Source organism: Ruegeria sp. AM7 (genome assembly GCF_056535965.1).
The window spans coordinates 786,865-812,105 of record NZ_JBQFJE010000003.1; the positions used below are offsets into that span (position 1 = coordinate 786,865).

At 57.8% G+C, this 25,241-nt stretch carries 31 protein-coding genes; 18 read left to right on the forward strand and 13 right to left on the reverse strand.

Annotation, left to right across the window (positions count from 1 at the left end):
• Positions 1-109 precede the first annotated feature (109 nt).
• From ACR3EG_RS07630 to ACR3EG_RS07650, 5 genes are all read left to right on the forward strand, one after another.
• Complete coding sequence (locus tag ACR3EG_RS07630; RefSeq protein ID WP_353390419.1) at positions 110-1,795, forward strand: Na/Pi cotransporter family protein; 1,686 nt, start codon at positions 110-112, stop codon at positions 1,793-1,795.
• A 56-nt stretch (positions 1,796-1,851) separates the two neighbouring features.
• Complete coding sequence (locus ACR3EG_RS07635) at positions 1,852-3,213, forward strand: glutamine synthetase family protein (RefSeq protein WP_480494638.1); 1,362 nt, start codon at positions 1,852-1,854, stop codon at positions 3,211-3,213.
• A 92-nt stretch (positions 3,214-3,305) separates the two neighbouring features.
• Positions 3,306-4,688, forward strand: a complete 1,383-nt coding sequence (locus ACR3EG_RS07640; RefSeq protein ID WP_480494640.1) for an aldehyde dehydrogenase family protein — start codon at positions 3,306-3,308, stop codon at positions 4,686-4,688.
• Entirely contained in the window at positions 4,685-5,830 is a 1,146-nt protein-coding gene (locus tag ACR3EG_RS07645) for an iron-containing alcohol dehydrogenase (protein WP_480494642.1), read from the forward strand. The genes ACR3EG_RS07640 and ACR3EG_RS07645 overlap by 4 nt, the downstream gene beginning before the upstream one ends.
• 58 nt (positions 5,831-5,888) lie before the next feature.
• The gene (locus ACR3EG_RS07650) at positions 5,889-6,668 is read left to right on the forward strand and encodes an alpha/beta hydrolase (protein WP_480494644.1); all 780 of its coding nucleotides are present in this window, start codon (positions 5,889-5,891) and stop codon (positions 6,666-6,668) included.
• Here the strand turns inward: ACR3EG_RS07650 and ACR3EG_RS07655 are convergent.
• Positions 6,658-6,939, reverse strand: coding sequence for a hypothetical protein (locus ACR3EG_RS07655; protein WP_480494646.1), 282 nt, complete (start codon positions 6,937-6,939; stop codon positions 6,658-6,660). The genes ACR3EG_RS07650 and ACR3EG_RS07655 overlap by 11 nt on opposite strands.
• A gap of 342 nt (positions 6,940-7,281) precedes the next feature.
• Between ACR3EG_RS07655 and ACR3EG_RS07660 the strand changes: the two genes are divergently transcribed.
• A complete protein-coding gene (locus ACR3EG_RS07660; protein WP_480494647.1) occupies positions 7,282-8,154 on the forward strand; it encodes a BRCT domain-containing protein in 873 nt (290 codons plus the stop codon).
• A 7-nt stretch (positions 8,155-8,161) separates the two neighbouring features.
• On the opposite strand, the gene parE is transcribed toward ACR3EG_RS07660, so the two are convergent.
• Complete coding sequence (parE, locus tag ACR3EG_RS07665; protein WP_480494649.1) at positions 8,162-10,120, reverse strand: DNA topoisomerase IV subunit B; 1,959 nt, start codon at positions 10,118-10,120, stop codon at positions 8,162-8,164.
• Between the two features lie 172 nt (positions 10,121-10,292).
• Between parE and ACR3EG_RS07670 the strand changes: the two genes are divergently transcribed.
• On the forward strand, positions 10,293-11,105 hold the full coding sequence (locus ACR3EG_RS07670; protein ID WP_480494651.1) for a class I SAM-dependent methyltransferase: 813 nt from the start codon (positions 10,293-10,295) through the stop codon (positions 11,103-11,105).
• A gap of 91 nt (positions 11,106-11,196) precedes the next feature.
• Complete coding sequence (locus tag ACR3EG_RS07675) at positions 11,197-11,805, forward strand: carboxymuconolactone decarboxylase family protein (protein WP_480494653.1); 609 nt, start codon at positions 11,197-11,199, stop codon at positions 11,803-11,805.
• Between the two features lie 4 nt (positions 11,806-11,809).
• Here ACR3EG_RS07675 and ACR3EG_RS07680 read toward each other — a convergent pair whose 3' ends face one another.
• Entirely contained in the window at positions 11,810-12,685 is an 876-nt protein-coding gene (locus tag ACR3EG_RS07680; RefSeq protein ID WP_480494655.1) for an alpha/beta fold hydrolase, read from the reverse strand.
• A gap of 128 nt (positions 12,686-12,813) precedes the next feature.
• Here ACR3EG_RS07680 and ppk2 point away from each other — a divergent pair, with 128 nt between their 5' ends.
• A complete protein-coding gene (gene ppk2 / locus ACR3EG_RS07685) occupies positions 12,814-13,722 on the forward strand; it encodes a polyphosphate kinase 2 (protein WP_170354636.1) in 909 nt (302 codons plus the stop codon).
• Positions 13,723-13,827: 105 nt separating this feature from the next.
• The gene (locus tag ACR3EG_RS07690; RefSeq protein WP_480494657.1) at positions 13,828-15,189 is read left to right on the forward strand and encodes an MATE family efflux transporter; all 1,362 of its coding nucleotides are present in this window, start codon (positions 13,828-13,830) and stop codon (positions 15,187-15,189) included.
• Here ACR3EG_RS07690 and ACR3EG_RS07695 read toward each other — a convergent pair.
• Together ACR3EG_RS07695 and ACR3EG_RS07700 are read right to left on the reverse strand one after the other, a co-directional pair.
• Positions 15,186-15,587, reverse strand: coding sequence for a hypothetical protein (locus ACR3EG_RS07695; RefSeq protein ID WP_480494659.1), 402 nt, complete (start codon positions 15,585-15,587; stop codon positions 15,186-15,188). The two genes, ACR3EG_RS07690 and ACR3EG_RS07695, sit on opposite strands and share 4 nt — an antisense overlap.
• Positions 15,588-15,600: 13 nt before the next feature.
• Positions 15,601-16,803: a pyridoxal phosphate-dependent aminotransferase gene (locus ACR3EG_RS07700; protein ID WP_480494661.1), complete on the reverse strand. Its 1,203-nt coding sequence runs from the start codon at positions 16,801-16,803 to the stop codon at positions 15,601-15,603.
• A gap of 91 nt (positions 16,804-16,894) precedes the next feature.
• Between ACR3EG_RS07700 and ACR3EG_RS07705 the strand changes: the two genes are divergently transcribed.
• The 3 genes from ACR3EG_RS07705 to ACR3EG_RS07715 all read left to right on the forward strand — a co-directional run bounded on the left by ACR3EG_RS07705 (position 16,895) and on the right by ACR3EG_RS07715 (position 18,116).
• Positions 16,895-17,287: a helix-turn-helix domain-containing protein gene (locus ACR3EG_RS07705; protein ID WP_170752430.1), complete on the forward strand. Its 393-nt coding sequence runs from the start codon at positions 16,895-16,897 to the stop codon at positions 17,285-17,287.
• Entirely contained in the window at positions 17,284-17,541 is a 258-nt protein-coding gene (locus ACR3EG_RS07710; protein WP_170354631.1) for a succinate dehydrogenase assembly factor 2, read from the forward strand. The genes ACR3EG_RS07705 and ACR3EG_RS07710 overlap by 4 nt, the downstream gene beginning before the upstream one ends.
• Before the next feature lie 77 nt (positions 17,542-17,618).
• Entirely contained in the window at positions 17,619-18,116 is a 498-nt protein-coding gene (locus ACR3EG_RS07715) for a MarR family winged helix-turn-helix transcriptional regulator (protein WP_170354630.1), read from the forward strand.
• Here the strand turns inward: ACR3EG_RS07715 and ACR3EG_RS07720 are convergent, their stop codons facing one another.
• From ACR3EG_RS07720 to ACR3EG_RS07730, 3 genes are read right to left on the reverse strand one after another with little or no spacing between them, the layout of a single operon-like run.
• Positions 18,117-18,839, reverse strand: coding sequence for a DUF1194 domain-containing protein (locus ACR3EG_RS07720; protein WP_480494664.1), 723 nt, complete (start codon positions 18,837-18,839; stop codon positions 18,117-18,119). It lies immediately after the preceding gene.
• A complete protein-coding gene (locus ACR3EG_RS07725) occupies positions 18,836-19,540 on the reverse strand; it encodes a DUF1194 domain-containing protein (protein ID WP_353390400.1) in 705 nt (234 codons plus the stop codon). The genes ACR3EG_RS07720 and ACR3EG_RS07725 overlap by 4 nt, the downstream gene beginning before the upstream one ends.
• Positions 19,537-19,965, reverse strand: coding sequence for a VOC family protein (locus ACR3EG_RS07730; RefSeq protein WP_480494666.1), 429 nt, complete (start codon positions 19,963-19,965; stop codon positions 19,537-19,539). The genes ACR3EG_RS07725 and ACR3EG_RS07730 overlap by 4 nt, the downstream gene beginning before the upstream one ends.
• A gap of 177 nt (positions 19,966-20,142) precedes the next feature.
• Between ACR3EG_RS07730 and thyX the strand changes: the two genes are divergently transcribed.
• Both thyX and ACR3EG_RS07740 read left to right on the forward strand, forming a co-directional pair.
• Positions 20,143-21,054: an FAD-dependent thymidylate synthase gene (thyX, locus tag ACR3EG_RS07735; RefSeq protein ID WP_480494668.1), complete on the forward strand. Its 912-nt coding sequence runs from the start codon at positions 20,143-20,145 to the stop codon at positions 21,052-21,054.
• Between the two features lie 159 nt (positions 21,055-21,213).
• A complete protein-coding gene (locus ACR3EG_RS07740; protein WP_480494670.1) occupies positions 21,214-21,414 on the forward strand; it encodes a hypothetical protein in 201 nt (66 codons plus the stop codon).
• Positions 21,415-21,490: 76 nt separating this feature from the next.
• Here the strand turns inward: ACR3EG_RS07740 and ACR3EG_RS07745 are convergent, their stop codons facing one another.
• Positions 21,491-21,697 carry a cold-shock protein gene (locus ACR3EG_RS07745; protein WP_008758035.1) on the reverse strand — a complete coding sequence of 69 codons (207 nt, stop codon included), beginning with the start codon at positions 21,695-21,697 and terminating at the stop codon, positions 21,491-21,493.
• Between the two features lie 50 nt (positions 21,698-21,747).
• On the opposite strand from ACR3EG_RS07745, the gene ACR3EG_RS07750 reads away from it, so the two are divergent.
• From ACR3EG_RS07750 to ACR3EG_RS07760, 3 genes are read left to right on the forward strand one after another with little or no spacing between them, the layout of a single operon-like run.
• Positions 21,748-21,882, forward strand: a complete 135-nt coding sequence (locus ACR3EG_RS07750; protein ID WP_480494672.1) for a hypothetical protein — start codon at positions 21,748-21,750, stop codon at positions 21,880-21,882.
• A 30-nt stretch (positions 21,883-21,912) separates the two neighbouring features.
• Positions 21,913-22,230: an ArsC/Spx/MgsR family protein gene (locus ACR3EG_RS07755; RefSeq protein WP_480494674.1), complete on the forward strand. Its 318-nt coding sequence runs from the start codon at positions 21,913-21,915 to the stop codon at positions 22,228-22,230.
• 41 nt (positions 22,231-22,271) lie between these two features.
• Positions 22,272-22,640 carry a hypothetical protein gene (locus ACR3EG_RS07760; protein WP_480494676.1) on the forward strand — a complete coding sequence of 123 codons (369 nt, stop codon included), beginning with the start codon at positions 22,272-22,274 and terminating at the stop codon, positions 22,638-22,640.
• Between the two features lies 1 nt (position 22,641).
• Here ACR3EG_RS07760 and ACR3EG_RS07765 read toward each other — a convergent pair whose 3' ends face one another.
• From ACR3EG_RS07765 to ACR3EG_RS07780, 4 genes are all read right to left on the reverse strand, one after another.
• Positions 22,642-23,160: a DoxX family membrane protein gene (locus ACR3EG_RS07765; RefSeq protein ID WP_170354610.1), complete on the reverse strand. Its 519-nt coding sequence runs from the start codon at positions 23,158-23,160 to the stop codon at positions 22,642-22,644.
• Positions 23,157-23,918: an HvfC/BufC family peptide modification chaperone gene (locus ACR3EG_RS07770; RefSeq protein WP_480494679.1), complete on the reverse strand. Its 762-nt coding sequence runs from the start codon at positions 23,916-23,918 to the stop codon at positions 23,157-23,159. The genes ACR3EG_RS07765 and ACR3EG_RS07770 overlap by 4 nt, the downstream gene beginning before the upstream one ends.
• Positions 23,915-24,772, reverse strand: coding sequence for an MNIO family bufferin maturase (gene bufB / locus ACR3EG_RS07775; protein ID WP_480494681.1), 858 nt, complete (start codon positions 24,770-24,772; stop codon positions 23,915-23,917). Before bufB ends, ACR3EG_RS07770 begins: the two co-directional genes overlap by 4 nt.
• Before the next feature lie 72 nt (positions 24,773-24,844).
• On the reverse strand, positions 24,845-25,147 hold the full coding sequence (locus ACR3EG_RS07780; protein WP_170354607.1) for a BufA1 family periplasmic bufferin-type metallophore: 303 nt from the start codon (positions 25,145-25,147) through the stop codon (positions 24,845-24,847).
• Between the last annotated feature and the right edge of the window lie 94 nt (positions 25,148-25,241).

Here is a 25,241-nt window from a genome sequence, read left to right on the forward strand (position 1 = left end):
GGTATTGGACCTCTGGACCCCCGACCTCCGATGCTAGGCTTGCCTCTGATACAGACAAGAACACGCTGGTCGCGCTTTGGCGTGAACCGGGCGAGGAGGGTATAGGCCAATGGCGATAGCTGGGTTCCTGATCGAGATTTTTGCGGCGACCATGTTGCTGCTATTTGCGGTGCGGCTGGTCCGTACGGGCATCGAAAGACGTTTTGGCGCATTGTTCCAGTCGCTGCTGACGCGTCACTCGAACACTTTTGTTGCCGGTGGGGCCGGAATGGTTCTGGCAACGATCCTGCAAAGCTCGGCTGCGGTTACAGTTTTGCTGACCGGTTTTGCCGCGGCAGGCATGGTCAGCTTTGGCCTTGCATTGGCAGGGGTGCTGGGCGCGGATCTGGGCGCAGCGCTTGTCATTCAGGTTTTGTCTTATGATCTGGGCTGGCTGCAGCCCGTGCTGCTGGCGCTGGGCGGGTGGCTGTACCTCAAGTCCGACCGCGCCAATGTGCGGCTGATCGGGCGCATTGTTCTGGGCATCGCGTTCATTCTGGTTTCATTGCAGTTCTTGCGCGATGCGGTTGACCCGATCCGCGAGAGCGCCTTTTTGCCCGCCATCGCGGGCTATCTGGAAAGCGACTATTTCAGCGCCTTTATCGTGGGCGCGGTACTGGCCTTTGTCATGCACAGTTCGGTTGCGACGATCCTGATGTGCGTGACACTGGTTCAGATCGGAGCCATCCCTTTTGCTGCCGGGCTGTCGCTGGTTCTTGGGGCCAATCTGGGCTCGGCCTTTATTCCGATCTGGCTGACCCGTGACCTGACCGTTTCCGCGCGTCGTATTCCACTGGCCAACCTTCTGCTACGCGGCAGCGCGGCGCTGGTGATGCTGATCGTGGTCAACGTGACCGGCACGCATCAGACGTTGATGGTCGCGGGGGCAGGGCAGTCGTTGATCCTGGCTCATATCGGATTCAACCTCGCCGTTTTTGTGCTGGCCACAGGGTTCGTGAACTGGATGGAGCGACCGATGGCGCTGCTGCTGCCCGAGCCCGAGGTTAAGGCGCACGCGATGGACCACTTCTCGGACGCGCTTAGCCCACTGAACGATCCCAGCGTTTCGGGGGCGAATGTTGCGATGTCCTCGGTCCGGCATGAGCTGTTGCAGATGGTCACACAGGTTGAGCGCATGTTCCGCCCGGTTCTGGATATCTATGAGCAGGATGACAGCGATGCGATCTCGGCCCTGTGGCAGCAGGATGAGAGGGTGAACGCGCAGCTGACCGAAATCCGACGCTTTGTTGCCCGACTGCCGCGCCAGAACATGAACAAAGCGCAGATCAAGGCCGCGCGCGGCCTGGTCGAATACGCGATCCGGCTTGAGGCGGCGGGAGACGTGGTGTCGAACCGCATGACCCGAACCGCGCAGATCAAACACACCGAACGCACCGATTTTTCGGCACAGGGCTGGAAGGAACTCAAGGATTTGCACGCGGCGGTGCTGGCCAGTTTCTCACTGGCTCGTCATGTGCTGCTGGTGGATGACATGGATTGCGCCCGCCGTCTGGTGCTGGACAAGGCCGAGGTTAAGCGCCTGTCGCGGAACAGCCGAAAGGCGCATTTGAAGCGGCTTGAGAGGGGGCAGACCGAAAGCTTTGCCTCAAGCGATCTGCATCTTGAGACGTTGCGCGCCATGCGCGACCTGCACGGGCATATCGCCGCCATCGCCTATCCGATCCTCTACCAAAGCGGGCAGGTGCTGGAGACACGTCTGGTGATGGAAATGGATAACGAAACGGTCGAGGACTAAGGCCGAGGGCAAGAGCTTGGGACAACAGTCCCGGAAAGTGACAAAGGATGAACGGGATGGGCAATGAAGCACGTTTGAACGACCTGAAAACCAAGGTCGAAGCCGGTGAGGTCGATACCGTGCTGGTCTGCATGGTCGACATGCAGGGGCGTCTGATGGGCAAGCGGTTCCACGCGGGGCATTTCGTGGCCGGTGCGTGGGAAGAAACCCATTGCTGCAACTACCTGCTGGCAACCGATCTTGAGATGGCGACGCCCGATGGCTATGCCGCAACCAGTTGGGAGCGCGGCTACGGCGATTATGTGATGAAGCCCGACCTGAGCACTCTGCGCCCGGTTCCGTGGCTTGAAGGAACGGCCATGGTGATGTGTGACGTGCTGGATCACCATACGCATGAGGAAGTGCCCCACGCGCCTCGGTCCATTCTGAAAAAGCAGGTGAACCGGCTTAAGGCCATGGGCTATGACGCCATGTGCGCCACCGAGCTGGAGTTTTTCCTGTTCGAGAAGAGCTTTGACCAGATCCGCAAGGAAGGGTTTCGCGATCTGGAGCCGATCTCGGGATATAACGAAGACTATCACATCCTGCAGACCACCAAGGAAGAACATGTGATGCGCCCGATCCGTAACCATCTGTGGAACGCGGGAATACCGGTCGAGAACTCGAAAGGTGAGGCTGAGACCGGGCAGGAAGAGCTGAACATCAAATACGCCCCCGCGATGGATACGGCCGAGTATCACTCGATTGCCAAGAACGCGGTGAAAGAGATCGCGTGGCAGCATGGCCATGCCGCGACATTCCTGCCGAAATGGCATCATGAGAAAGTCGGTAGCTCGTCCCACGTGCATCAGTCGCTTTGGGCGGATGGAGTGCCAGCCTTTTTCGATGAAAAAGATCCACTGGGCATGTCGGGTATCATGAAAAGCTATATGGCGGGTTTGCTGAAATACGCCGCTGATTACACCTATTTCATGGCCCCCTATATCAACAGCTATAAGCGGTTCATGAAGGGTACTTTTGCGCCGACGCGGATCATCTGGTCGGTGGACAATCGCACGGCGGGGTTCCGTCTTTGCGGCGATGGAACCAAGGCGGTGCGGGTGGAGTGCCGTATACCTGGGTCCGATATGAACCCCTATCTGGCGATGGCGGGGATGCTGGCTGCTGGGATTGCCGGGATCGAGGAAGCGCTGGAATTGCAGCCTCCGACACAGGGCGACGTCTACCAGGGGGAAACGGGCATGATCCCCGGCAATCTGGGTGCGGCGCGGGATGCGTTGCATGGGTCGGCCATGTTGCGCGCGGCCCTGGGGGATGAGGTGGTCGATCACTACGCCCGCGCGGCAGAGGTCGAGATTGAAGAGTTCGAGCGCGTGGTGACCGATTGGGAAATTGCGCGCGGGTTTGAGCGGGCTTAGAGGTGGAAGCGAGGGGCCAGCCCCTCGCGCTCCCCGAGGTATTTTTGGCCAGATGAAGCAGTGATCCTGTTTCTTTCGGATATGGAGTGAAGATGGGGCAGATGTTGAAATGTGTCTCGCCGATTGATGGATCGGTTTATGCAGAGCGTGGAGTGCTGTCGGCAGAAGCGGCTTTCGAGTCCGCCGCGCGGGCGCGTGCGGCGCAGGCGGAATGGGCGGCGCGCCCATTGCAGGAGCGAGTTGATCTTGTGATGGCAGGTGTGGCTGCTGTGGGCGCGATGAATGATGAGATCGTGCCAGAGCTTGCGCATATGATGGGCCGACCGGTGCGCTATGGCGGTGAGTTTGGCGGGTTCAATGAGCGCGCCAGCCATATGGCTGAGATTGCCGCAGACTCGCTGGCCGATATCGCCGTGGGTGAGGATGAGACCTTTAAACGCTATATCAAGCGTATCCCGCATGGGGTCGTGTTTGTGGTGGCGCCGTGGAACTATCCTTATATGACGGCGATCAACACGGTAGCGCCTGCGCTGATAGCGGGCAACGCAGTGGTGTTGAAACACGCCACGCAGACCTTGCTGGTTGGTGAGCGTATGGCGCAGGCCTTCCATGCGGCGGGAGTGCCTGCGGACGTGTTCCAGAACGTGTTCCTCAGCCATGACGTGACCAATGATCTGATCGCGGGCAAGGCGTTTGACTTTGTGAACTTCACCGGCTCGGTCGGGGGCGGGCAGGCGATGGAGCGTGCGGCGGCGGGCACCTTTACTGGCGTTGGTACCGAGCTGGGCGGCAAGGATCCGGGCTATGTGATGGAAGATGCCGATCTGGATGCGGCGGTCGATACGCTGATCGATGGGGCTATGTTCAACTCGGGCCAGTGCTGCTGCGGGATTGAACGGATTTATGTGCATGAGAGGCTTTACGATGGCTTCGTCGCCAAGGCCGTTGAGGTCGTGAAAGGTTATAAGCTGGGCAACCCGCTGGACGCCAAGACGACGATGGGCCCGATGGCCAATATTCGCTTTGCCGACGAGGTGCGCGCGCAGATTTCTGAGGCGATCGCTGCAGGTGCCGTCGCCCATATCGAGACCTTCGCCGAGGATGATGGCGGGGCTTATCTGACTCCGCAAATTCTGACCAATGTCACCCACGACATGCGTGTGATGCGGGATGAGAGCTTTGGCCCTGTGGTGGGCATCATGAAGGTCTCGTCCGACGAAGAAGCCATCGCGCTGATGAATGACAGCGAATTTGGCCTGACCGCCAGCCTCTGGACCCGCGATGTGGATCGCGCCGCGCGGGTGGGCGATCAGATCGAAACCGGCACCGTGTTCATGAACCGGGCGGATTATCTGGACCCGGGCCTGTGCTGGACCGGCTGCAAGAATACCGGGCGCGGAGGCGGATTGTCGGTCATCGGCTATCACAACCTCACACGTCCCAAATCCTACCATCTGAAAAAGGTGACATCATGAACCTTGTTGGAAACTGGTCCTATCCGACCGCGATCAAGTTCGGCGCTGGCCGGATCAAGGAATTGCCCGAGGCCTGCGCGGCGGCCGGGATGAAGCGCCCCTTGCTGGTGACCGACAAAGGGTTGGCCGATCTGCCGATCACCACGGCCACGCTGGATATTCTTGAGGCCGCAGGGTTGGGTCGTGGGCTGTTCAGCGACGTGGACCCGAACCCCAATGAAAAGAACCTCGAAGCCGGGGTTGCCGCCTATAATGCGGGCGGCCATGACGGGGTGATCGCCTTTGGCGGTGGCTCGGGGCTGGATCTGGGCAAGATGGTTGCCTTCATGTGCGGCCAGACGCGGCCCGTTTGGGATTTCGAAGATATCGGCGACTGGTGGACCCGCGCCGATGCCAATGCAATCGCGCCGATCATCGCCGTGCCGACCACCGCCGGGACGGGGTCCGAGGTGGGGCGCGCCAGCGTCATCACCAACTCGGAAACCCATGCCAAGAAGATCATCTTTCACCCCAAGGTTCTGCCTGCGGTCGTGATCTGTGACCCTGAATTGACCGTGGGGATGCCCAAATTCATCACCGCAGGCACCGGTCTGGACGCGTTCGCGCACTGCGTCGAGGCGTTCAGCAGCCCGCATTACCATCCCATGTCCCAGGGCATCGCGCTGGAGGGGATGCGGCTGGTCAAGGACTACCTGCCGCGCGCTTATGCCGACGGTACCGACATCGAAGCCCGCGCTCAGATGATGAGCGCGGCGGCGATGGGGGCGACAGCGTTCCAAAAGGGCCTCGGCGCGATCCACGCGATGAGCCACCCGATTGGCGCGGTGTTCAACACCCATCACGGCACCACCAACGCGGTCTGCATGCCCGCCGTGCTGGACTTCAACGCGCCCGTCATCGCGGACCGGTTCCAGCAGGCCGCGGCCTATCTGGGCATCGAAGGCGGCTTTGACGGCTTCCGCGCCTTTGTGCAGGAGTTCAACGACAGCTTCGCCATCCCGCGCAAACTGTCCGATCTGGGCGTGACCGAAGCGTCGATCCCGGAACTGGTCAAAGGCGCGATCATCGACCCGTCCTGCGGCGGCAACCCGATTGAACTGACCGAAGACAACCTGACCGCGCTCTTCAAAGCCGCGCTGTAACAGGCTTGCGGACCCGCTCCCTCACCTCGCATACTGCGCTGAGGTGAGGGAGATTTTCATGACCAAAGAGATTGTTCTGATCCACGGCGCCTTTGCCGGGCCGTGGTGTATGGAAGACTACGCCGGGTTCTTCCGCGCGCGCGGCTGGACGGTGCACACCCCCGCGCTGCGCTATCATGGCGGGGACCCCAAGGCCGAGCCCGATCCCGGCCTGACGGACACCAGCGTCATGGACTACGCCGATGACATTGCCGCATTCGTGCAGGGGCTGGACAGCAAACCCGTGCTGCTCGGCCACGCCATCGCCGGGGTGGTGGCGCAGCAGGTGGCGTCGCGCGGATTGGCCAGTGCCATCGTCCTGATCAACCCGAACGCGGCCTGGGGGACGTTGCCCGAAACCGACGACGAACGCGCCGTGCCGCGCGCGCTGATGGAGGGCGGGGCGTTCTGGAAACAGCCCATGCGCGTCGATTTCGACCTGATGGCCCCCTTTGCGCTGAACAAATTGCCCGAAGCGCAGCAGCACGCGGTGTTCGATCAGCTTGGCCCGGAAAGCGGGCGGGTGATGTTCGAGATGTTCTTTTGGATGTTCGACGACCACCACGCGATGAAGGTGGATATCGACAAGGTCAACTGCCCCGTCCTGATCGTTTCAGGGACCGAAGACCGGGCCGTGAACCCCAACACCTGCCGCGCGCTGGCGAAACTCTACGGCGACCGCGCAACTTTCCTGCCCGCAGAAGGACACGCGCATTTCCTGTTCATGGAGCCGGGGTGGGAAGGCCCAGCCGGGCAGATCGCCGACTGGCTGGGCCAGAGATTGGAGGCTAGCGGCTGATCTGAAAGCTGCTTTGGGGTTTCCAACTCATGCTGCCATCGTCGTTTTTGACGCAGCGCAGCAGGTGTTCTTCGCGCGTGGTCGAGGTGGCGGTGACGTTGTTGTCGCCAAAGATCACCACAAACGCATCCATCGAATAGGCCATGCCCGCGTAATAGCAGAACTTGGCCTCTGCCCCGTCAGGGATTGGGGATGCGGTGGTCAGGCTCTGCTGCGCGGTCACTTGGCTGGCCAGCAGGGTCAGCGCCAGCCCGAGGGGTAATGTCTTCATGTCGTCCTCCCGTTGATAATTCAGTTGGTCAAATGGGTCTTGGACGCTCGGGAACCTCAAATATCGTTCTTGAATGACGGGTTGAGGGTAAGTGTGAACGGGATCAACGGGTTAGGCAAGGGGGGGTGACCATTGTTCAAGGAGGTTGTTGGTCTACCTTCAATCGCTGATAAAATTTTCAAATTAGCGAATGCGCTCTAGCGTGAAGGCAGACGGCTATCAGATGCCGAGAAAGGACTGACCACTTGACGGTTGAGTATTGCTATTTTGGCGTTGTTTTTCATAAGGAGGACTGCAAACATAGGTAGAAAATATTTTTTCAAGATGTACCGAAGGTTGACAATGAGTAAATATTCACATGGCGGCCCAGAGTTGGGCCGAATTCACAAACGTAACAACGACAAAAAGTTTTTCTGCCACTTTACTGGTTTTCTTGAGGGCGTAGCGGCAAGTGGATACCTAGAGGTTGGCGAAATTGAGCCGTTGATTGCAGAATGCGAAGAGTTCGTTCGGCACGTAACGGATGGCGATGCAAATGATATTATCGAAGATTTTGGAGTCGATCTTTTGGATCATTCGTCCATCGACACGGTTGTCGAAATACGTATGAAGGAAATCGAAGAATCCTGCGAAAAGAGCCAACTCAACCGTTTTCTAGGATTTTGCCGTGGCATTGTGTGCGATGGGAAAATCACTTTGACCGAAGCGGAAGCAATAGTATCGTTTATCGATCGAAACCCATCATTACTAGATACGGTTGGGGTTAAGCAGATCCTTGTTTCATCCGTAGATGCAATTGCCGACGGCATTGTTTCAGAAGAAGAGTCTGACGAACTTTGCGAAGTCATCGGGCATGTAGTGGGTGATTGCTACGGCGATACGGGAATCGCACAAACTACCGGAGTTGCGAATTATCAGGAAACGCGCCTTGAAAGCATCGAAGCAGATTTGGACGGGGCAGTTCTCGTTTTGACGGGAAATTTCAAAGCGAATCCCAGATCAATCTTCGAGAAGCAACTTGAGGCTTACGGCGCCCGAATGGCTCGAAGTGTTTCGGGTAAAGTTGATTTCTTGATAATCGGAGGTGAGGCTTCCAGAGATTGGATAGAGCTAAACCGAGGCACCAAGATTCGTAAAGCACAAGAATTGCGTCTAAAATCGGAGCGCCCGTTGTTTATTTCTGAAAGCCAGTTGCTGCGGTTAATGGCACAATAACCCTATCTCAAACATCCAATTCCTCCACAAACCGCGCGTTCTCCTGAATATACTGGAACCGCAGTTCGGGCTTCTTACCCATCAAGCGCTCTACCAGATCGCCGGTTTCGCCGGGTTCGTCCTCATCAATCGTGACGCGGATCAGCTTGCGCGAGGCCGGGTCCATCGTGGTCTCTTTCAGGTCCTTGGCGTCCATTTCGCCCAGACCCTTGAAGCGCGACACGTCGATCTTGCCCTTGCCGCCCAAACCTTTTTCCAGCCATTCGTCACGCTCGGCCTGGTCCAGACAATAGACACGTTTGGCCCCTTGGGTCAGGCGATACAGAGGCGGGCAGGCCAGATACAGGTGGCCCGCGTCGATCATCGGCCGCATCTGGGTGAAGAAGAACGTCATCAGCAAGGACGCGATATGCGCGCCGTCCACATCCGCGTCGGTCATGATGATGATCTTGTCATAGCGCAGGTCGTCGACGTTGAACTTGGTGCCAAGACCCACACCCAGCGCCTGCGTCAGGTCGTTGATCTCGGCATTGGTGCCCAACTTGGAACTGGCCGCGCCCAGCACGTTCAGGATTTTGCCGCGCAGGGGCAGCAGGGCTTGCGTTTTGCGGTCCCGCCCCATTTTGGCCGAGCCACCGGCCGAGTCGCCCTCGACGATGAATAATTCGGTGCCGTCGCGTGTTGAACTACTACAGTCCACCAGCTTGCCGGGAAGACGAAGTTTTTTAGTGGCGGATTTACGTTGTGTCTCTTTCTCGGCTCGTCGGCGCAGACGCTCCTCGGCTCGGAGTATCACAAAGTCGAGGATCGCGCCGGCAGATTTCGTGTCCGCGGCCAGCCAGTTATCGAAATGGTCGCGGACCGAATTCTCAACCAGCCGCTGCGCCTCGACCGTGGCCAGACGATCTTTGGTTTGGCCCACGAATTCCGGCTCGCGGATAAAGCACGACACCAGCGCGCAGCCGCCGGTGATCAGGTCTTCGCGGGTGATCTGCGCAGCTTTCTTGTTGTTGATCAACTCGCCATACGCCTTGATCCCCTTGAGGATCGCGGCCCAGAACCCGGCTACATGGGTTCCGCCTTCGGGGGTGGGGACGGTGTTACAGTAGGATTGGATGAACCCATCGCGCGAGGGCGTCCAGTTGATCGCCCATTCGACCTTGCCCGGTGTTCCAAATTTCTCGGTGAAATCCACGGTGCCCGCGAAAGGCTGCTCGGCATAGGTGGATGAGCCGTTCATCGTCTCCTTGAGGTAATCAGACAGGCCGCCGGGGAAGTGGAACGTGGCTTCGGTCGGGGTTTCGCCATCGTCGATGGCGGATTTCCAGCGGATTTCGACGCCCGAGAACAGATAGGCTTTGGACCGGATGGATTTGAACAGACGCGCGGGTTTGAATTTGTGCTGGCCAAAGATTTCCGCGTCGGCGTGGAACGTCACGGTGGTGCCGCGCCGGTTGGGGGCCGCGCCGACTTTTTCGACCGGGCCCAGCGGTATACCGCGCGAGAACCGTTGTTCGAACAGCGTCTTGTCCCGGGCCACCTGCACGACCATCGAATCCGACAGGGCGTTCACGACCGATGCCCCAACCCCATGCAGACCGCCTGAGGTCTGATAGGCCTTGCCCGAGAATTTACCACCCGCGTGCAGGGTACACAGAATGACCTCAAGCGCGGACTTGTCCGGGAATTTGGGGTGCGGATCAATCGGGATGCCGCGCCCGTTGTCGCGCACGGTCAGGGCGTAATCTGCGTGCAGTTCCACCTCGATCCGGTTGGCGTGACCGGCGACCGCCTCGTCCATCGAGTTGTCGAGGATTTCGGCCACCATGTGGTGCAGCGCGCGCTCATCCGTGCCGCCGATATACATGCCGGGGCGTTTGCGAACGGGTTCCAGCCCTTCAAGCACCTCGATCGAGGAGGCGTCATAGGTGGAAGTCGCTTCAGGCGTCAACAGATCGTCGGGCATCGGTGCTGCTCTTGTTTTTGAGTTTTATCCATTATGGCAGGTGATGTGGTCCGGGGGAAGAGGGGCGCGAAGTGTTGTAGAAAAATGCGAGGATCACGCAGGTTTTCGCATATGGCCTGTTTTCGACTAAGATGGAGACAGTTTGTATTTTTTATCAACTAGGGGCAATTGGATGACCGCAAATTCCGCAGAGTTTATTGGTGACATTCCGACATATTATGACACTGGTCTTGGACCAAATATTTTCGTCGATTACGCGCAACACTTGGTCGAGACATGTTGCAGCGAACCCGCTAGCGAAGTGGTCGAACTTGCAGCCGGAACCGGCATAGTCAGCAGAATGCTCCGAGATCAGTTGCCTGCAGCAGCAAACCTGCTGGTCACTGATTTGAACGCGCCGATGTTGGATGTTGCCAAGACTAAGTTTTCTAGCTCGGAAAACGTTCGTTTTGACGTTGTCAACGCGATGGAACTGCCATTCGAAACACCAAAGTTCGATTTGATGGTGTGTCAGTTTGGCGTGATGTTTTTTCCCGACAAAGTCGCCTCGTTCCGTGAGGCCGCGCGCGTGTTGAAACCCGGAGGGCGTTACGTTTTTAATGTCTGGAGTTCTATGGCTGAAAACCCGGTTTCGCAGATGGCTCAGGACGTTGTTGCGCAGGCCTTCCCGGACGACCCTCCGGGCTTTTACCAAGTTCCGTTTCACTACGGAGACCCGCAGGCCGTATTGGCTGACTTGTCCGCCGCCGGTTGGCACAATGTGACATTCCAGACGATACGGTTGAGTAAAAAGATACTGGATCCCGCGGCATTCTCACGCGCTTTGGTGTTCGGAAACCCTTTGGTGGACGAAATAAAAGAGCGCGGCGGTGCCGATCCCGAGGAGGTCGCGGTGGAAATGGCAAAGGCATTGGATCAGCGTTTTGGGTCAGAGGACATGGTGATGCCCTTGTCGGCCACGACTTTTGTCGGACAAATGGATTAACCCCACCTTTGAAATCGAAGCTTGCCTCCTGGGGCATCGCCGGTAACAACTCAATCTGGGATTGACGCGACCAAAATCGTAAGGAAGTGGAATGAGTTGGATCAAGACGGTGCCCTTCGAGCAGGCAACAGGTCGACTGAAGAAACTGTATGAACGGGTCACCGGGCCGGGGAACAACGTTGACAACATCATGATGGTGCATTCCCTGCGCCCGCATTCGATGGAAGGCCACATGGCGTTGTACAAAAACGTGTTGCACCATTCGGCCAACACCATTCCGAAATGGTTTCTCGAGGTTCTGGGCGTCTGGGTCAGTTCGTTGAATCGTTGTGGATACTGTGTCGAGCATCACTTCAGTGGTCTACAGCGTTTGCTGGACGATCCTGTACGCGCAGAAGCTATTTGTGCAGCGATTGAGGCCAAAGCGCCAGATACTGCCCCTTTGGATGCCGCGCAGGTCGCGGCCATGCACTATGCGCGCATGTTGACTCAGGCACCGGCGGATATGACAGAAGCAGATATCGACGCGTTACGCGCGGCGGGGTGGGATGACGGCCAGATACTCGAGATTAATCAGGTCTGCGCCTATTTCTCGTATGCCAACCGCACTGTTCTGGGGCTGGGGTGTGACACCGATGGGGATGTTTTGGGACTATCGCCCAACAACTCCGAGGACCCGGCGGATTGGGGGCATCGCTAGGCCGTCAGGCACCACTCCAATCCAGAATTGCCTGCGCCATTGCGTCAGGTCGCTGGTGATGCAGCCAGTGATCGGCACCGGGAATATCGACACGCTTCAGGTCGGGCGCGAAGGCTTCAAGCCCAGAGGTCGCCTCTGGCAGCAGCGCTTTGTCCTCCGGTCCCCAAAGAAGCAGATGCGGGCATCGGACCATCAGGCGCTCTACCGGCAACTCGGGCAGGTCCGTCAAAGGCTCGCCCGGTTTGGCCACCACCAAAGGAGAAGCGCGATACCAGTTCAACATAGCGTTCAACCGACCGGGCCGAGCCCATTCGGTGCGATAGTCTTGCATCTGATGATCAGACAACCAATCCGACCCCATGCCGTATCTGAAGAAACGTTCAAGCAGGGCGAAGTTATTGGCTGAAAATCGATCGGCTGCGTCCTCGGCGCGCAGGTCATTGATATATTGCGAGGCTGCGGACTGCGCGCCTCCTGCCGCCATGGCGCGCTGAAACGGAACCGGATGAACTCCGTTCGCGATGATCAGGCGGTCGACCAGTTCGGGCCGAAACATAGCCAGACCATAGGCCACCGAAGCCCCCCAATCGTGACCCAGAACCGTTACGGGCCCGCCCTGCGTTTCGATCAGTGCGGCCATGTCCGTCACAAGGTTGGACAGTGTGTAGTGGCCAACGCTTTCCGGCACCCAGCTTTGCCCGTAACCGCGCTGATCGGGCGCAACACAATGGTAGTGCGGGGCGAGGTACGGTGCCAGATCGGCCCATGCGCCGCCATATTCTGGAAAGCCGTGCAGCATCAGCAGCGTGGGCAAGTTGGGCTCGCCCCAACTGCGTAGAAAAAACGGCTGACCGTTGAGCGTGACAAACCTGCTGTCCATGAGATTAACCCTAAGCTCTGAGGCCGAAAAACTGAACACCAAAGATACAGCAGTTTGACACCAATCAAAGCGCGATGTGCCAGTCCCTGTTAGCCTTTTATCTAACAAGCTTAGCAAGGAGAAACTGAATGGAAACAGCGGCACAGATAGAAAAGACAGAAACGCCCGTTACTGTGGTGCCCGCCTCTGCAGCGCCCAGTCCCGAGAAAATCCGTCTGGCCTTTGAAAGCGGCAAATACCCCTATGGTCGCAAAATGGCGCGCAGGACGTATGAGGCGCAAAAGGCCGAGTTGCAGGCCGAGTTGCTGAAGGTTCAGCTGTGGGCGCAAGAGACGGGTCAGCGGTTTGTGTTGTTGTTTGAAGGCCGCGACGCTGCTGGAAAGGGTGGCACGATCAAACGGTTCATGGAGCACCTGAACCCGCGTCAGGCCCGTGTGGTCGCGTTGAACAAACCCACCTGGGAAGAAAAGGGTCAGTGGTATTACCAGCGCTATATTCAGGAACTGCCGACCGTAGGCGAAATGGTGTTTTATGACCGCTCCTGGTACAACCGCGCGGGCGTTGAGCGGGTGATGGGCTTTTGTTCGCCCAATGAGTATCTGGAGTTCATGCGCCAGACCCCGGATTTTGAGCGGATGCTGGTGCGCTCGGGCATTCAGCTATACAAATACTGGTTCTCAGTCACGCAGGAAGAGCAACAGCGCCGGTTCAAAAGCCGTGAAACCGACCCTCTGAAACAGTGGAAATTGTCACCGATCGACAAGGCGAGCCTTAGCAAGTGGGACGATTACACCGAGGCAAAAGAGGCGATGTTCTTCTACACCGACACGGCCGATGCGCCCTGGACGATCATCAAGTCCAACGACAAGAAACGTGCCCGTCTGAACACGATGCGCCACTTCCTGTCGACGCTGGACTATCCCGGTAAGAACCATGACATCGTAAGCGACCCGGATCCGCTGATCGTCGGGCAGGCGCATCACGTGATCCATCGGTCCGAGCACATACTGGGTACGTCTCTGCATCCGGACGCTTGAAAGGGCCATTCGAAGCTGATTACCGGCTCTTGATTGAGAGTCTCACCTTGAAATTTCGTTGATCTGGTCTTGTCCCGGCTTCTAGCCGGGCATAAGGCTGGGGCAATGAATAAGGTGATGACATATCGCGGCCACTTCCGGGCCATCGCAGTGCTCGGCCTGCCGTTGGTGGGCGGGCATCTGGCGCAGTTCGCGATCGGCTTGACCGATACAATCATGCTGGGCTGGTACGGGGTCGAGGCTTTGGCTGCTGTAACCTTGGCCAGCAGTTACTATTTCGTGCTGTTTCTGTTCGGGGCCGGGTTCGGCTGGGCCGTTATGCCTATCGTCGCCACGGCCGCTGCGGAAGAGGACGAGACGAGTATTCGCCGCTCCACCCGCATGGGGTTGTGGCTGTCACTGATCTATGCGGCTCTTATGATGCCGTTGCTATGGTGGTCCTACCCGATCCTGATTGCTTTGGATCAGGACCCTGATGTTGCGCGAACGGCTTCCCAGTACCTGCGGGTTGCAGGGTGGGGCCTGTTCCCGGCGCTTATCGTGATGGTCTTGAAGTCTTATCTGGCCGCGTTGGAACGGACCCAGATCGTTCTTTGGATTACGGTCACAGCCGCCGTGGTCAACGGCTTAACTAACTATGCGCTGATCTTCGGGAACTGGGGCGCGCCCGAGATGGGCGTGATCGGCGCCGCCGTTGCATCGGTGGTTACACAGATCGTTTCGTTGGTCTTTGTGGTGATCTATGCGGTGCGTGCCTTGCCCGAACACAGCCTGTTCCAGCGTTTCTGGCGCCCGGATTGGGAGTTCTTCTTCAGCGTCCTGCGTCTGGGCGTGCCCATCGGATTGACTACTCTGGCCGAGGTTAGCTTGTTTGCGATGTCCGCGATCATGATGGGGTGGCTGGGTCAGGTGCCGTTGGCGGCGCACGGGATCGCGCTGAATTTGGCCTCGGCCACTTTCATGGTGCATCTGGGCCTGTCGAACGCGGCCACGATCCGGGCGGGTAATGCGCTGGGCCGCAAGGACCGGGCGCATCTGGAAAAAGGCGCGATTGCCGTAACGGGCATGTCTTTGGTGATGTCGGTGCTGACCGTCATCCTGTTCCTGACCTGCGCCGAGCCGTTGATCTCGTTGTTTATGGAAACAGACGATCCGCAGCGGGGGGAAATCCTGTTGATTGGCACCGGGTTGCTGGCCATGGCGGCCCTGTTCCAACTGGTCGATGGCGCGCAGGTGATTGCGCTGGGCCTGTTGCGTGGTTTGCAGGACGCCAAAGTGCCGATGGTAATGGCGGGGCTCAGCTATTGGGTCGTGGGCATTCCAGCGTCGTATTACTTTGGCTTTGTCCGGGGGATGGACGGAATTGGAGTCTGGCTGGGTCTTGTGCTGGGGCTGGCTTGTGCAGCGGTACTACTGATGGCACGGTTCTGGATGCGATCGGTTCGGTCTGTACCGGTGGCGGCTTAATCCTTGCTGAGTCGATCCGCCTTTTTGCGCACGAGGACGCTGCGCAGGTCATGCATGGCCATCAACAATCTGTCGGTCACATCCTCAAGCTGATCATCGGTCGCTTTTGACTGTGCCCATTGGGCCGTCAGGTTCAGGTAATCCACGGCCCGGTGGATATCATCCATGTCGCGCTGGGCCAGCAGGGCCTTGCGCGCCTCCATCCAGCGCGCGATTTCGGCTTGGTCGGCTTCGGTCAGGGTGCGCTGGCCTTGCGGTTTGACCTCGCCATTTCGGATGTTGATGACAGCGATCTGGTCCATCTCGATCCGCTGCTGGCGGTTTTCCGTGTCGATCCGGAATACCGCCGCGCCATTCTCGCGGATACGGAAATAGTATTCAGGCAGTTCAGTCGCCATACGGCCTCCGGGCTCAGGTCAGTGCAGCGCAGAAATTTTGGATGCGGGTGCAAGCCTCGGTCAGCGCCTCATCCGATGTAGCATAGCTGACACGGAAATTCGGAGACAAGCCAAACGCGGCACCAAAAACAACGGCAACGTTAGCCTCTTCCAGCAACGCTGTGGCAAATGCCTCATCCGATGCGATCACGGTACCCGCCGGGGTTGTTTTTCCGATCAGCCCCGCGATCGAAGGATAGACGTAAAAAGCACCTTCGGGCGTGGGGCAGGTGATGCCGTCGATCTGGTTTAGCATCTTCACCACAAGATCGCGGCGTCGTTTGAATGTCTCGGCATTGGGGGCCAGAAAATCCTGCGTGCCGTTCAGCGCCTCGACCGCAGCCCATTGGCTGACCGAACATGGGTTCGAGGTCGATTGCGATTGGATCTTGCGCATCGCTGCGATCAACTCGGCCGGGCCTGCGGCATACCCGATCCGCCAGCCGGTCATGGCATAGGCTTTGGACACACCGTTACAGGTTAGTGTGCGCTCATACAGGCCGGGTTCGACCTTAGCCGGAGTGCAAAATTCGAACCCGTCATAGGCGAGATGTTCATACATATCATCAGACATGATCCAAACATGCGGATGGCGCATCAGGACATCGGTTAACGCCTTTAGCTCGGCCCGGCTGTAACCCGCACCAGTAGGGTTGGACGGAGAGTTGAAGATGAACCACTTGGTGTTCGGCGTGATCGCGGCCTCAAGCTGTTCGGCCGTCAGCTTGAACTGGTTTTCCAACGTTGTTTCCACCACGACCGGCGTACCGCCTGCCAGCAGAACCATATCGGGGTAGCTGACCCAGTAGGGGGCGGGGATGATCACTTCATCTCCGTCGTTCATGGTGGCCATCAAGGCGTTATACAGCGTCTGCTTTCCGCCGGTACCTACCGAGATCTGGGCGGGCGAATAGTCCAACCCGTGATCACGTTTCATTTTGGCACAAGCCGCCTGTTTCAACTCGGGGATGCCATCGGGCGCGGTGTATTTCGTTTTCCCCGCGGCAATGGCGGCGACAGCCGCGTCCTTGATGTTCTGCGGCGTGTCGAAATCGGGTTCGCCCGCGCTCAGTCCGATGACGTCGCGCCCTGCGGCCTTCAATTCGGCGGCTTTCGCTGTCATTGCGATGGTCGGTGATGGTTTTACGCGTGACAGTGTCGCAGACAGGAAACTCATGATCGGCCTCGGTTTGTATGTTCAACCTGTCTGTCATAGGGTGCGCCCGAATGACGATCAAGCGATATGCACAGTGGAATTGGAGACGCGAATGAACGACGAAAGCGACTGGTACGGCCCGGAATCAGCAACTTTTGGCGACCGGCTGGCAGGCGCGCGTGAAGCGGCAGGTATGACGCAATCGCAGCTTGCGCGGCGGCTTGGCGTCAAGAAGGCCACGATCGTCGCTTGGGAAAACGACCTGTCTGAGCCGCGCGCCAACCGTTTGTCGATGATGGCTGGAATGATCAACGTCTCGATCATGTGGCTTTTGACTGGAGAGGGTGACGGTATGGATGCCCCGGTTGAAGTGGTGGAAAACGCGCCTGAGCTTGTTGAAGTCGTGACCGAGTTGCGCGCCATCCGTGGCGAGATGCGGGCCAGCGCCGAACGGGCCGCAAAGTTGGAGAAACGCGTGCGCCTGATGTTGGAGCGAAATCAATGACCGAGCCGCGTGACGTTCAGATCAAGCGATTGAAAATGCGCTCCATGCGCCGGGGGATTAAGGAAATGGACCTGATCCTGCAGGCGTATGCCGAACGCAATTTGGCGGCGATGGACAGTGCGGGGTTGGAAACCTATGACGCACTGCTGCACGAAAATGATCAGGACCTGTATCAATGGGTGACCGGGCAGGTCGCCGCCCCAGAGCGGTTCGGGGATCTGATAACTGATATCGCGCAAACATTTCAAAAATAAAGAAAAGACGGTTTAACCGAATTTTCGGTTTTTCGATTCATTCTGCCTGAAACAGCGCGATTGAATCGGAGGATCGGATGAGTATGGAAATGCAGGTCTCCGCGCACGGGGCCAAGGGCTTCATGACCAGTTATCTTGAGGCGCTTGCCCTTGTCGAACGGCTGCACCGTTTGCTTTTGGACGTCATCAAGGACGAGTTCGAACGTGTCGGCGTACTTGAAATCAACGCGGTTCAGGCGTTGCTGCTTTTCAACATCGGCGATCATGAAGTCACGGCAGGTGAGCTGAAAAGCCGGGGATACTACCAGGGCAGTAATGTCAGCTATAACCTGAAAAAGCTGGTTGAGATGGGCTATATGCACCACCAGCGTTGCGAGATTGACCGCCGGTCGGTCCGTGTGCGTCTGACGCCGCGTGGGCGCGAAATTCGTGACACAGTGTCCGAACTGTTCGCTCGTCACGCCGATGGGTTGCAATCACGCGGGGTGTTGGGTCTGGAAGGGATTGAGGACATCACCACCTCTCTCCGTCGGGTTGAACGCTATTGGACGGACCAGATCCGTTATATTTACTGATTAGGGTCGGATGTGTGACCCGGCGTCGGACAGGACCAAGCCCTCAAGCTCGCGGATTAGCTTGCGGGTCATCGCATCCTCATAAGCTTCGAACCCGACGGCAACCTCGACAAAGGCGTCGGGGCCCAGAATGACCCAGGCATTGTAGTAAGCGGATAACTCACTGATCTGTACGTCGCGCTTGTCCCCGACATTGGCGTCATCGGGGCCGATAACCAGACCGTTGACGGTGATCCCGCTGGCTTGCAGTGCTTGTTTCACCTCGCGGGGGTGAGGGCCAATGTTGTGCTTTCCGTCGCCAGAAAGGTCCAGCGTTTGCTTCCAGCACTCGGGCTGTTGGGACAGTAATTCAGCCCCAAACAGCATTGCCGATCCAACTGCTGTCCCCTGAGGCGCCGAGCTGCGCGTTACCGAGTTTAACAGGTTTGAAATGCCAGCTAGTTGTTCGTCGGATCGGATTTCTGTCCAGTCCAGCAGCATGCGCTGATGACTGGCCTCACTCCATTCGAATACGGCGAGCCGCACCGCAGGGCCAAGGCCCGAAAGAAGCAGTTGCTTGACCTTGGGTTGTTGCAGGGCAGCGGCCAGACCACCGAGTTGCAACCTGTATTCGGTACTATCGACCGAGCCAGAGACATCCAGACCCAATGCCAGAGCCTGTCTGCACTCAGACAGGGCGGGTGTTCCCAAAAAGGCTGCGACAGCGGCAAGGTACCGGATCATTTTGGCGCTTCACCGGACAGAGCGCCGATTTGCAGGCCCTGCAATTCCCTCTCAAGCTTCCGGCGCATGGCGCGTTCGAAGTCCTCAAACCCTTGCGCCACTTCAAGAAACGCGCCCGGGCCATGCAGGACATTGTTCTCGAAAAACGGGATAAGGAACAGCTCACCTTCGAAATCAGCAGCGTTGATGACCAGCCCGTTTACCACGACGTCCTGAAACGGAAAGTGGCGGTAGGCCGAATCCGGCCCGTACCCGTCATTGTTCGACCCATCACCAGATAGATCAATGGTCTGGAAAAGGCAGGGCGGGGCTTGCTGCATCAGTGTCGCACCAAAGGCCAACGCATATCCCATCGCCGTGGCCGAACCGCTGTCGGATCGAACTGATTGCTGCACCGTCGTGGCTGCAGCCAGCAAATCCGCCCGTGTACGGATCATCGACCAGTTCAGAATGACGCGCTGCGTGCTGCGCCCGCTCCATTCATAGACCGCAAGCGCGACGGGCATTGGCGATGAGAAAAACGCCTCGGTCACTTCAGGCGCGACAAGAGCTGCGGCCAGACCCTGCCTTTGCAATGTGTCTTCAGTGGCGTCCACCGAGGTCGATATGTCCATCGCCAAGGCAAGCGCCAGCCGGCACGTCTCGGCCCGCAGAGGGCTGGCCAGTGCGGCCAGTCCCAAGGTTGCCAGCCAGCGGATCACCAGTGGCCGGTGCTTTCCATGCTGGCCCAGGGTTCGGCGGGGTCCAGCGCGTCGCCGTTTTGCAGAAGCTCGACCGAAATGTTGTCTGGCGAGCGCACAAACGCCATACGCCCGTCGCGCGGCGGCCGGTTGATCACCACGCCATTATCCTGAAGCAGCTGGCACATTTCGTAGATATTATCGACCCCGTAGGCCAAATGCCCAAAATGCCGACTGTCGCTTGGCAATTCGTCGTCACCATCCCAGTTGTAAGTCAACTCTATCGGACGATCTTCTTGCCCCGGAGGTGCCATGAAGATCAGCGAAAACCGCCCCTGTTCACTGTCATACCGACGGGTTTCTTTCAGCCCCAGCAGTTCATAAAACGCCATGGATTTCTCAAGATCTTTCACACGGACCATGGTGTGGAGGTATGTCAGCCCCATTGCGGTTTCCTTTTTTGTTCAGGTGATGCCATGCACCTTAGCGCGCTAACATAGTCTGTCGAGGGGCGCGGCGGACACAATTTAGAGTTTGCGCAAGTTAGCGCACATATCGCGGTTCCTGTCGTGGTTTTGCCGATATATAGTGGTCTGCGACTCATTCGCTGGAAAGGAAATTTCATGCCGCTGTCCTCTGACCAACTGACCGAGATCGAAGCGCAACGGGCGCAATCGTATCAAACGCGTCGTGTTGTTGCTCCGGGGATGGAGGATCACCTGTACACCGCGCATCAGGTTCTGGACCACGGTTTTGTGCGTGTGATCGACTATATGGGCGATGACGCGGCGATTTGTCAGGCTGCCCGTGTGTCCTATGGCAAGGGTACCAAATCCGTACAGAATGATGAGGGCCTGATCCGTTACCTGATGCGTCACTGGCACTCGACCCCTTTTGAAATGTGCGAGATCAAGCTGCATGTGAAACTGCCCGTCTTTGTGGCGCGGCAATGGATCCGGCATCGTACGGCGAATGTGAACGAATACTCGGCGCGCTACTCGATTCTGGACCGCGAGTTCTATATCCCCGCGCCCGACCATGTCGCGGCACAATCCGAGGTGAACAACCAGGGCCGCGGTGACGCGCTGCAGGGCGAAGAAGCCGCGCGCGTTCTTGAGATGCTCAAGGCAGACAGTGCCCGTTGCTACGATAATTATGAGGCTATGATCAGTCAGGATGGTCAGCAGGGTCTGGCACGTGAACTGGCGCGGATGAACCTGCCGGCGAATATCTACACCCAGTGGTATTGGAAGGTGGACCTGCACAATCTGTTCCACTTCCTGCGGCTGCGAGCGGACCCCCACGCGCAATATGAAATCCGGGTATATGCGGACACGATGTGCAAAATCGTCGCCGACTGGGTTCCTTTCGCTTACAAGGCGTTTGAAGATTACCGTCTTGGCGCGGTGAATTTATCCGCGCAGATGGTCGACAGCCTGCGGCGGATGCTGGCCGGAGAGGCCGTGACGCAGGAAACCTCGGGCATGACCGCCCGCGAGTGGCGCGAGTTTGAGGCTGTCATCCGCGAAAGCTAAGCGCATATCGTTTGTCTATACGTATTGTTGTGAAGCTGTTACATTGGCTTCATGACATGTCTTTCTTACATCCGATTTGCATGCTTTGTTTGCTTGCTTGGCAGTCCGGTTTTCGCCAAGTCTCCGATTGCCGAGGTATTGTGTGAACCGACATCCCGAATGCACGACAAGCTTGAACGTCAATTCGGCTCGCAGCGCGCGGCCACCGGGGTGCGCAGTCCCGAACAGATCATGGAAGTCTGGACTAGCGAAAAAGGTGATTGGACGATGGTTGTCACTTACTCGACCGGTACGTCCTGCATCGTTGCGATGGGTCAAGACTGGTTAACGCACGCCGACGCAGATCCGGCGCGCGGTTAACATTGGTCGAACCATCATTGGTCAACGGCCGGAAATTGGCCGTTGCCCTGCTTTGTCTTCCCGTCGGGAGGGGGCCTTACAACGGTTTCAAATCGGCGGCCATCTGGCGACCGTCGCGTCCGTCCTGCAATTCGTATGAGACTTTCTGATTGTCTGCGAGCCCGGTCAGACCTGACCGTTCAACAGCCGAGATATGTACAAATACGTCCTTGCCACCTTCATCGGGGGCAATAAACCCATAGCCTTTAGTGGTATTAAACCATTTCACGGTGCCAGTTGGCATTTCCCGTGTCTCCTTCTACTTACACGTTGTCCCACAAATTGGTGGGGGAAGTGATTGACGCCACCGCCTTTCATCACCGCCGCGCCCAAACGCTTCGGCCCGAATTGCGTATTTCGTCTTTTTCAACATTGCACGGTGAAGTAAAAAATCAAGAATTACCGGAACACGTTGGCGAAATTGCCTAAAATTCGCACAAGCACAGGAAGCCCCCGAAAATGCGTCTATATGGACTAAAGAACTGTGACACCTGCCGTAAGGCATTGAAGTCATTGCAGGATGTTGAATTCATCGACGTCCGCACCGATGGCGTGCCTGAAACAGTGCTTTCTAAGGCTCTTACACATTTCGGCGAGGCTTTGCTCAACACCCGGTCCACGACATGGCGAGGCTTAAGCGATGACGAACGCGCCCGGGCACCATTGGAGTTGTTGCACGATCATCCGACCTTGATGAAACGTCCTTTGATCGAGCGTGACGGGCAGCTTTTCCTTGGCTGGACGGCGGCGACGAAGGCGGCTCTTGGCGTCGACTGAGCGGATGCTTATCTGCAAAGGCGCAAGCAAGAGGGCGAAAGATGCGTAACGCAGCGATGATTTTGGGTGTGATTGCCGGGCTAATCGGCATGTTGGTCGGCTTTGTCGGCTATGGCTATGTCGAACTGATCGACCGGTTCGGAGAGATCGACGGACTTGCCGAGCAGGTCGACAACGCGCAGTTTATCCAGACTATGTCGATCCTTGCGCCTCTGCTGGCGATTGCCGGTGGGGCCATGGCCAAGGCGCGGGCATTGGTTGGGGGGCTATTGTTGCTGGTCTCAGCAGGCGGCATGTATTACGCGTTTGGCTTCAATGCCTTTACCATGTTCCCCGTTGCATTTGCCGGGGTCGCAGGGGTCCTTGGGCTGGCCGCGGGTAAACCGGACGAGCCCAAGGCGCATTTCTAGATCACTTCAGGCGCAGGATGCGGTCGATGGAAATCGGGCCTGCACCGTTGATCACGATGACCAGGAACAGGAAGGTCCACATCACACGCTGGTCCATCAAGGTGATGGCATTGTCGAACAGCCCACCCAGTTTCACACCGTGACCGGCGACATCAACGATGGTTTGAACCCATACGAAGCCGATCATGGCCAGGGCCGCGACGCGGGTGAGTAGACCCACCAGCAGCAATGCTGGCAGAACAAACTCGGCCACGGTGCCTAGAAAGATCACGATACGCTGGAAGAAGGTCATCTGGGTGACGTCATACAAAACGGCTTCAGCCGCTTTGGGGAAGATCTGGCCAAAGGCACCGGCTGACGCCGAGAAGATCGACCCGTCAATCTTCAGAGTGGCCGAATTCCAGTAGTAAACAAGCAATACAGCAACAAAAACAAGCCGTGCCAGGGTCGGTGTCAGCCAGTTGGCCGAGCTGTCCAGCCGTCCCAGGACATTGTTGTGAAGAGAGATCAGGGCAGTCATTGTGCCAGCCTTTCGATAGTCACAGAAGTAATGGCGCCACCTTGAAGCAGAGGCGCCAGAGTGGCCCCAAGATCAAACTCGGGGGTGGTAGCGGATACGCTTTCGAATGCTCGACCGATCGTATGACCAGTCTGCATCTTAGATATCCAATCTGCGCCGCCTGCAGGCAGCAGATGCGGCGCGGGATCAAATTCGGGGCGGGTAACCAGCACGTCTTCAGCACCGGGCTGGGGTTTGGGGGCGTCGTCCAAGGTGTTGAACCGCCACAAAGAGAATATTGGCCACTCAGAGCAGACCACCTGCATTGATGGTGCGAATTCCAGCTTGGCCCGCATGACCTGTTCTGGGTCCACGGCCAGTGCGTCACCCGGTGCAGGCGTGCTGTCCGCCGCGTGGTAGGAGCGACGCAGGGCCAGCTCCAACCGGGCAACGTCGGGCAAATATCCCAGGTGCGAAAGTTGCTCCATTCCCGCCAGAAATTCAGGGAACGCTTCGCCGTAGAACATCATCATCGGCGTCGTCGGGGGATACTGGCGTAGGAAAATTCCCGACAGACCATCCATGTTTTGAGCGCCTAACAGCTTCGCGATTACCGGGAAGGCCTGATGCATTGCTTCGGTCAGGGACACCGCAACATTGTTGCGATAAACGCTGAACCGTCGGCCTGCCGGTTGGGCGCGGGCATCCACCAACCCCTCTGGAACCGCCTCAGACGGGTTCAAAAGGGCAGTGTGAAAGGTGGATTGAGACACGCTCATGCCGGGATGCGGTCCAATGCCGCTTGTGCCCGGTCAGCCTCGGCTCGAAGAACAGGCCATTCGGGAACGTCTGTATCCCATTCGATCAGGACTGGTTTCGGACCCGATCTTTCCAGCACGTAGTCCAGCAAGGCCCAGACGGGGTCCACGACCTCGCGCCCGTGGCTGTCGATCAGCAGGGGGCGACCGTGGTCATCTTCGTCTTCATCGTGGCCGCCTAGATGAATTTCGCCAACTTTTTCCAGTGGATAGGCGTCGATATAGCCTTGCGGTGAGAAATCCAGATTAGTGGCCGAGACGAAAACGTTGTTCACGTCTAGCAAAAGGCCGCAGCCAGTGCGGCGCGAGATTTCGCGCAGGAAGTCAGGCTCGGACCACGTACTTTCCTCAAACGCCAGATAGCTGGAAGGGTTTTCCAGTAGCATCTGCCGCCCGACAACCTCTTGTACCTGATCGATGTGTTCGCAAATACGGGCAAGTGTTGCGTCAGTATAGGGCAGAGGCAACAGGTCGTTCAGGAAGTGGCTGTCATGGGTAGACCACGCCAGATGCTCCGAGAAACTGGCCGGGTTCAGCCAGCCGACCAAATGTTTCAGACGGGCCAGATGATCGGGGTCCAATGGGCCTTCGCCGCCAATGGACAGGCCGACACCGTGCACAGAAACAGGAAACTGTTCCGACAAGTGGCGCAGCTGCGCCAGCGGACGCCCGCCATCGCCCATGTAATTCTCGGCATGGATTTCCAGCCATGCCACCGGATGCGCGTGATCCAGAATCTGCTGAAAATGCTGAGGTTTGTATCCGACACCCGGCGCTGCGGGCAGTCTGTTTGATCGAATAGCGTTGTCCAGCATAACAATAGTCTCCGGTTCGCGACAAAGAGGCGGGCGACAAGGCCCGCCCCTTCGGTTTTCCTAAGCGCGGGCTTATGCCGGCAGGTCGCGGTCCAGCGGCTCGAGCGAGCCTTTGCGGTCCGAACCGTCTGCGGTCTGGGGCAGCTCGATATCGGCGCAGGTGCCTGCGTCGACCAGCGTCCATGCGTTACCCTGATAATCAACGGTCGAAGTGCCGGCGCAGGTGGTGCCGGGGCCTGCTGCGCAATCGTTTTCACCTGCCAGCGAAACGCCATAGCACTTTTCTTTGGCTTGGGCGGTTGCGGTGGTGGCGGCACCGGATACGGCGGCTGCGACTGCGGTTGCGATAACCAGGGATTTAGCGGTGTTCGACATCTCGGTAATCCTTTTGATGACTGCGTATGTCCGTGTTTGACACTAACAAAGGTAGTAGCTTGAGTGGCAGAGTTGAATTCACGAGCCCGTGTCT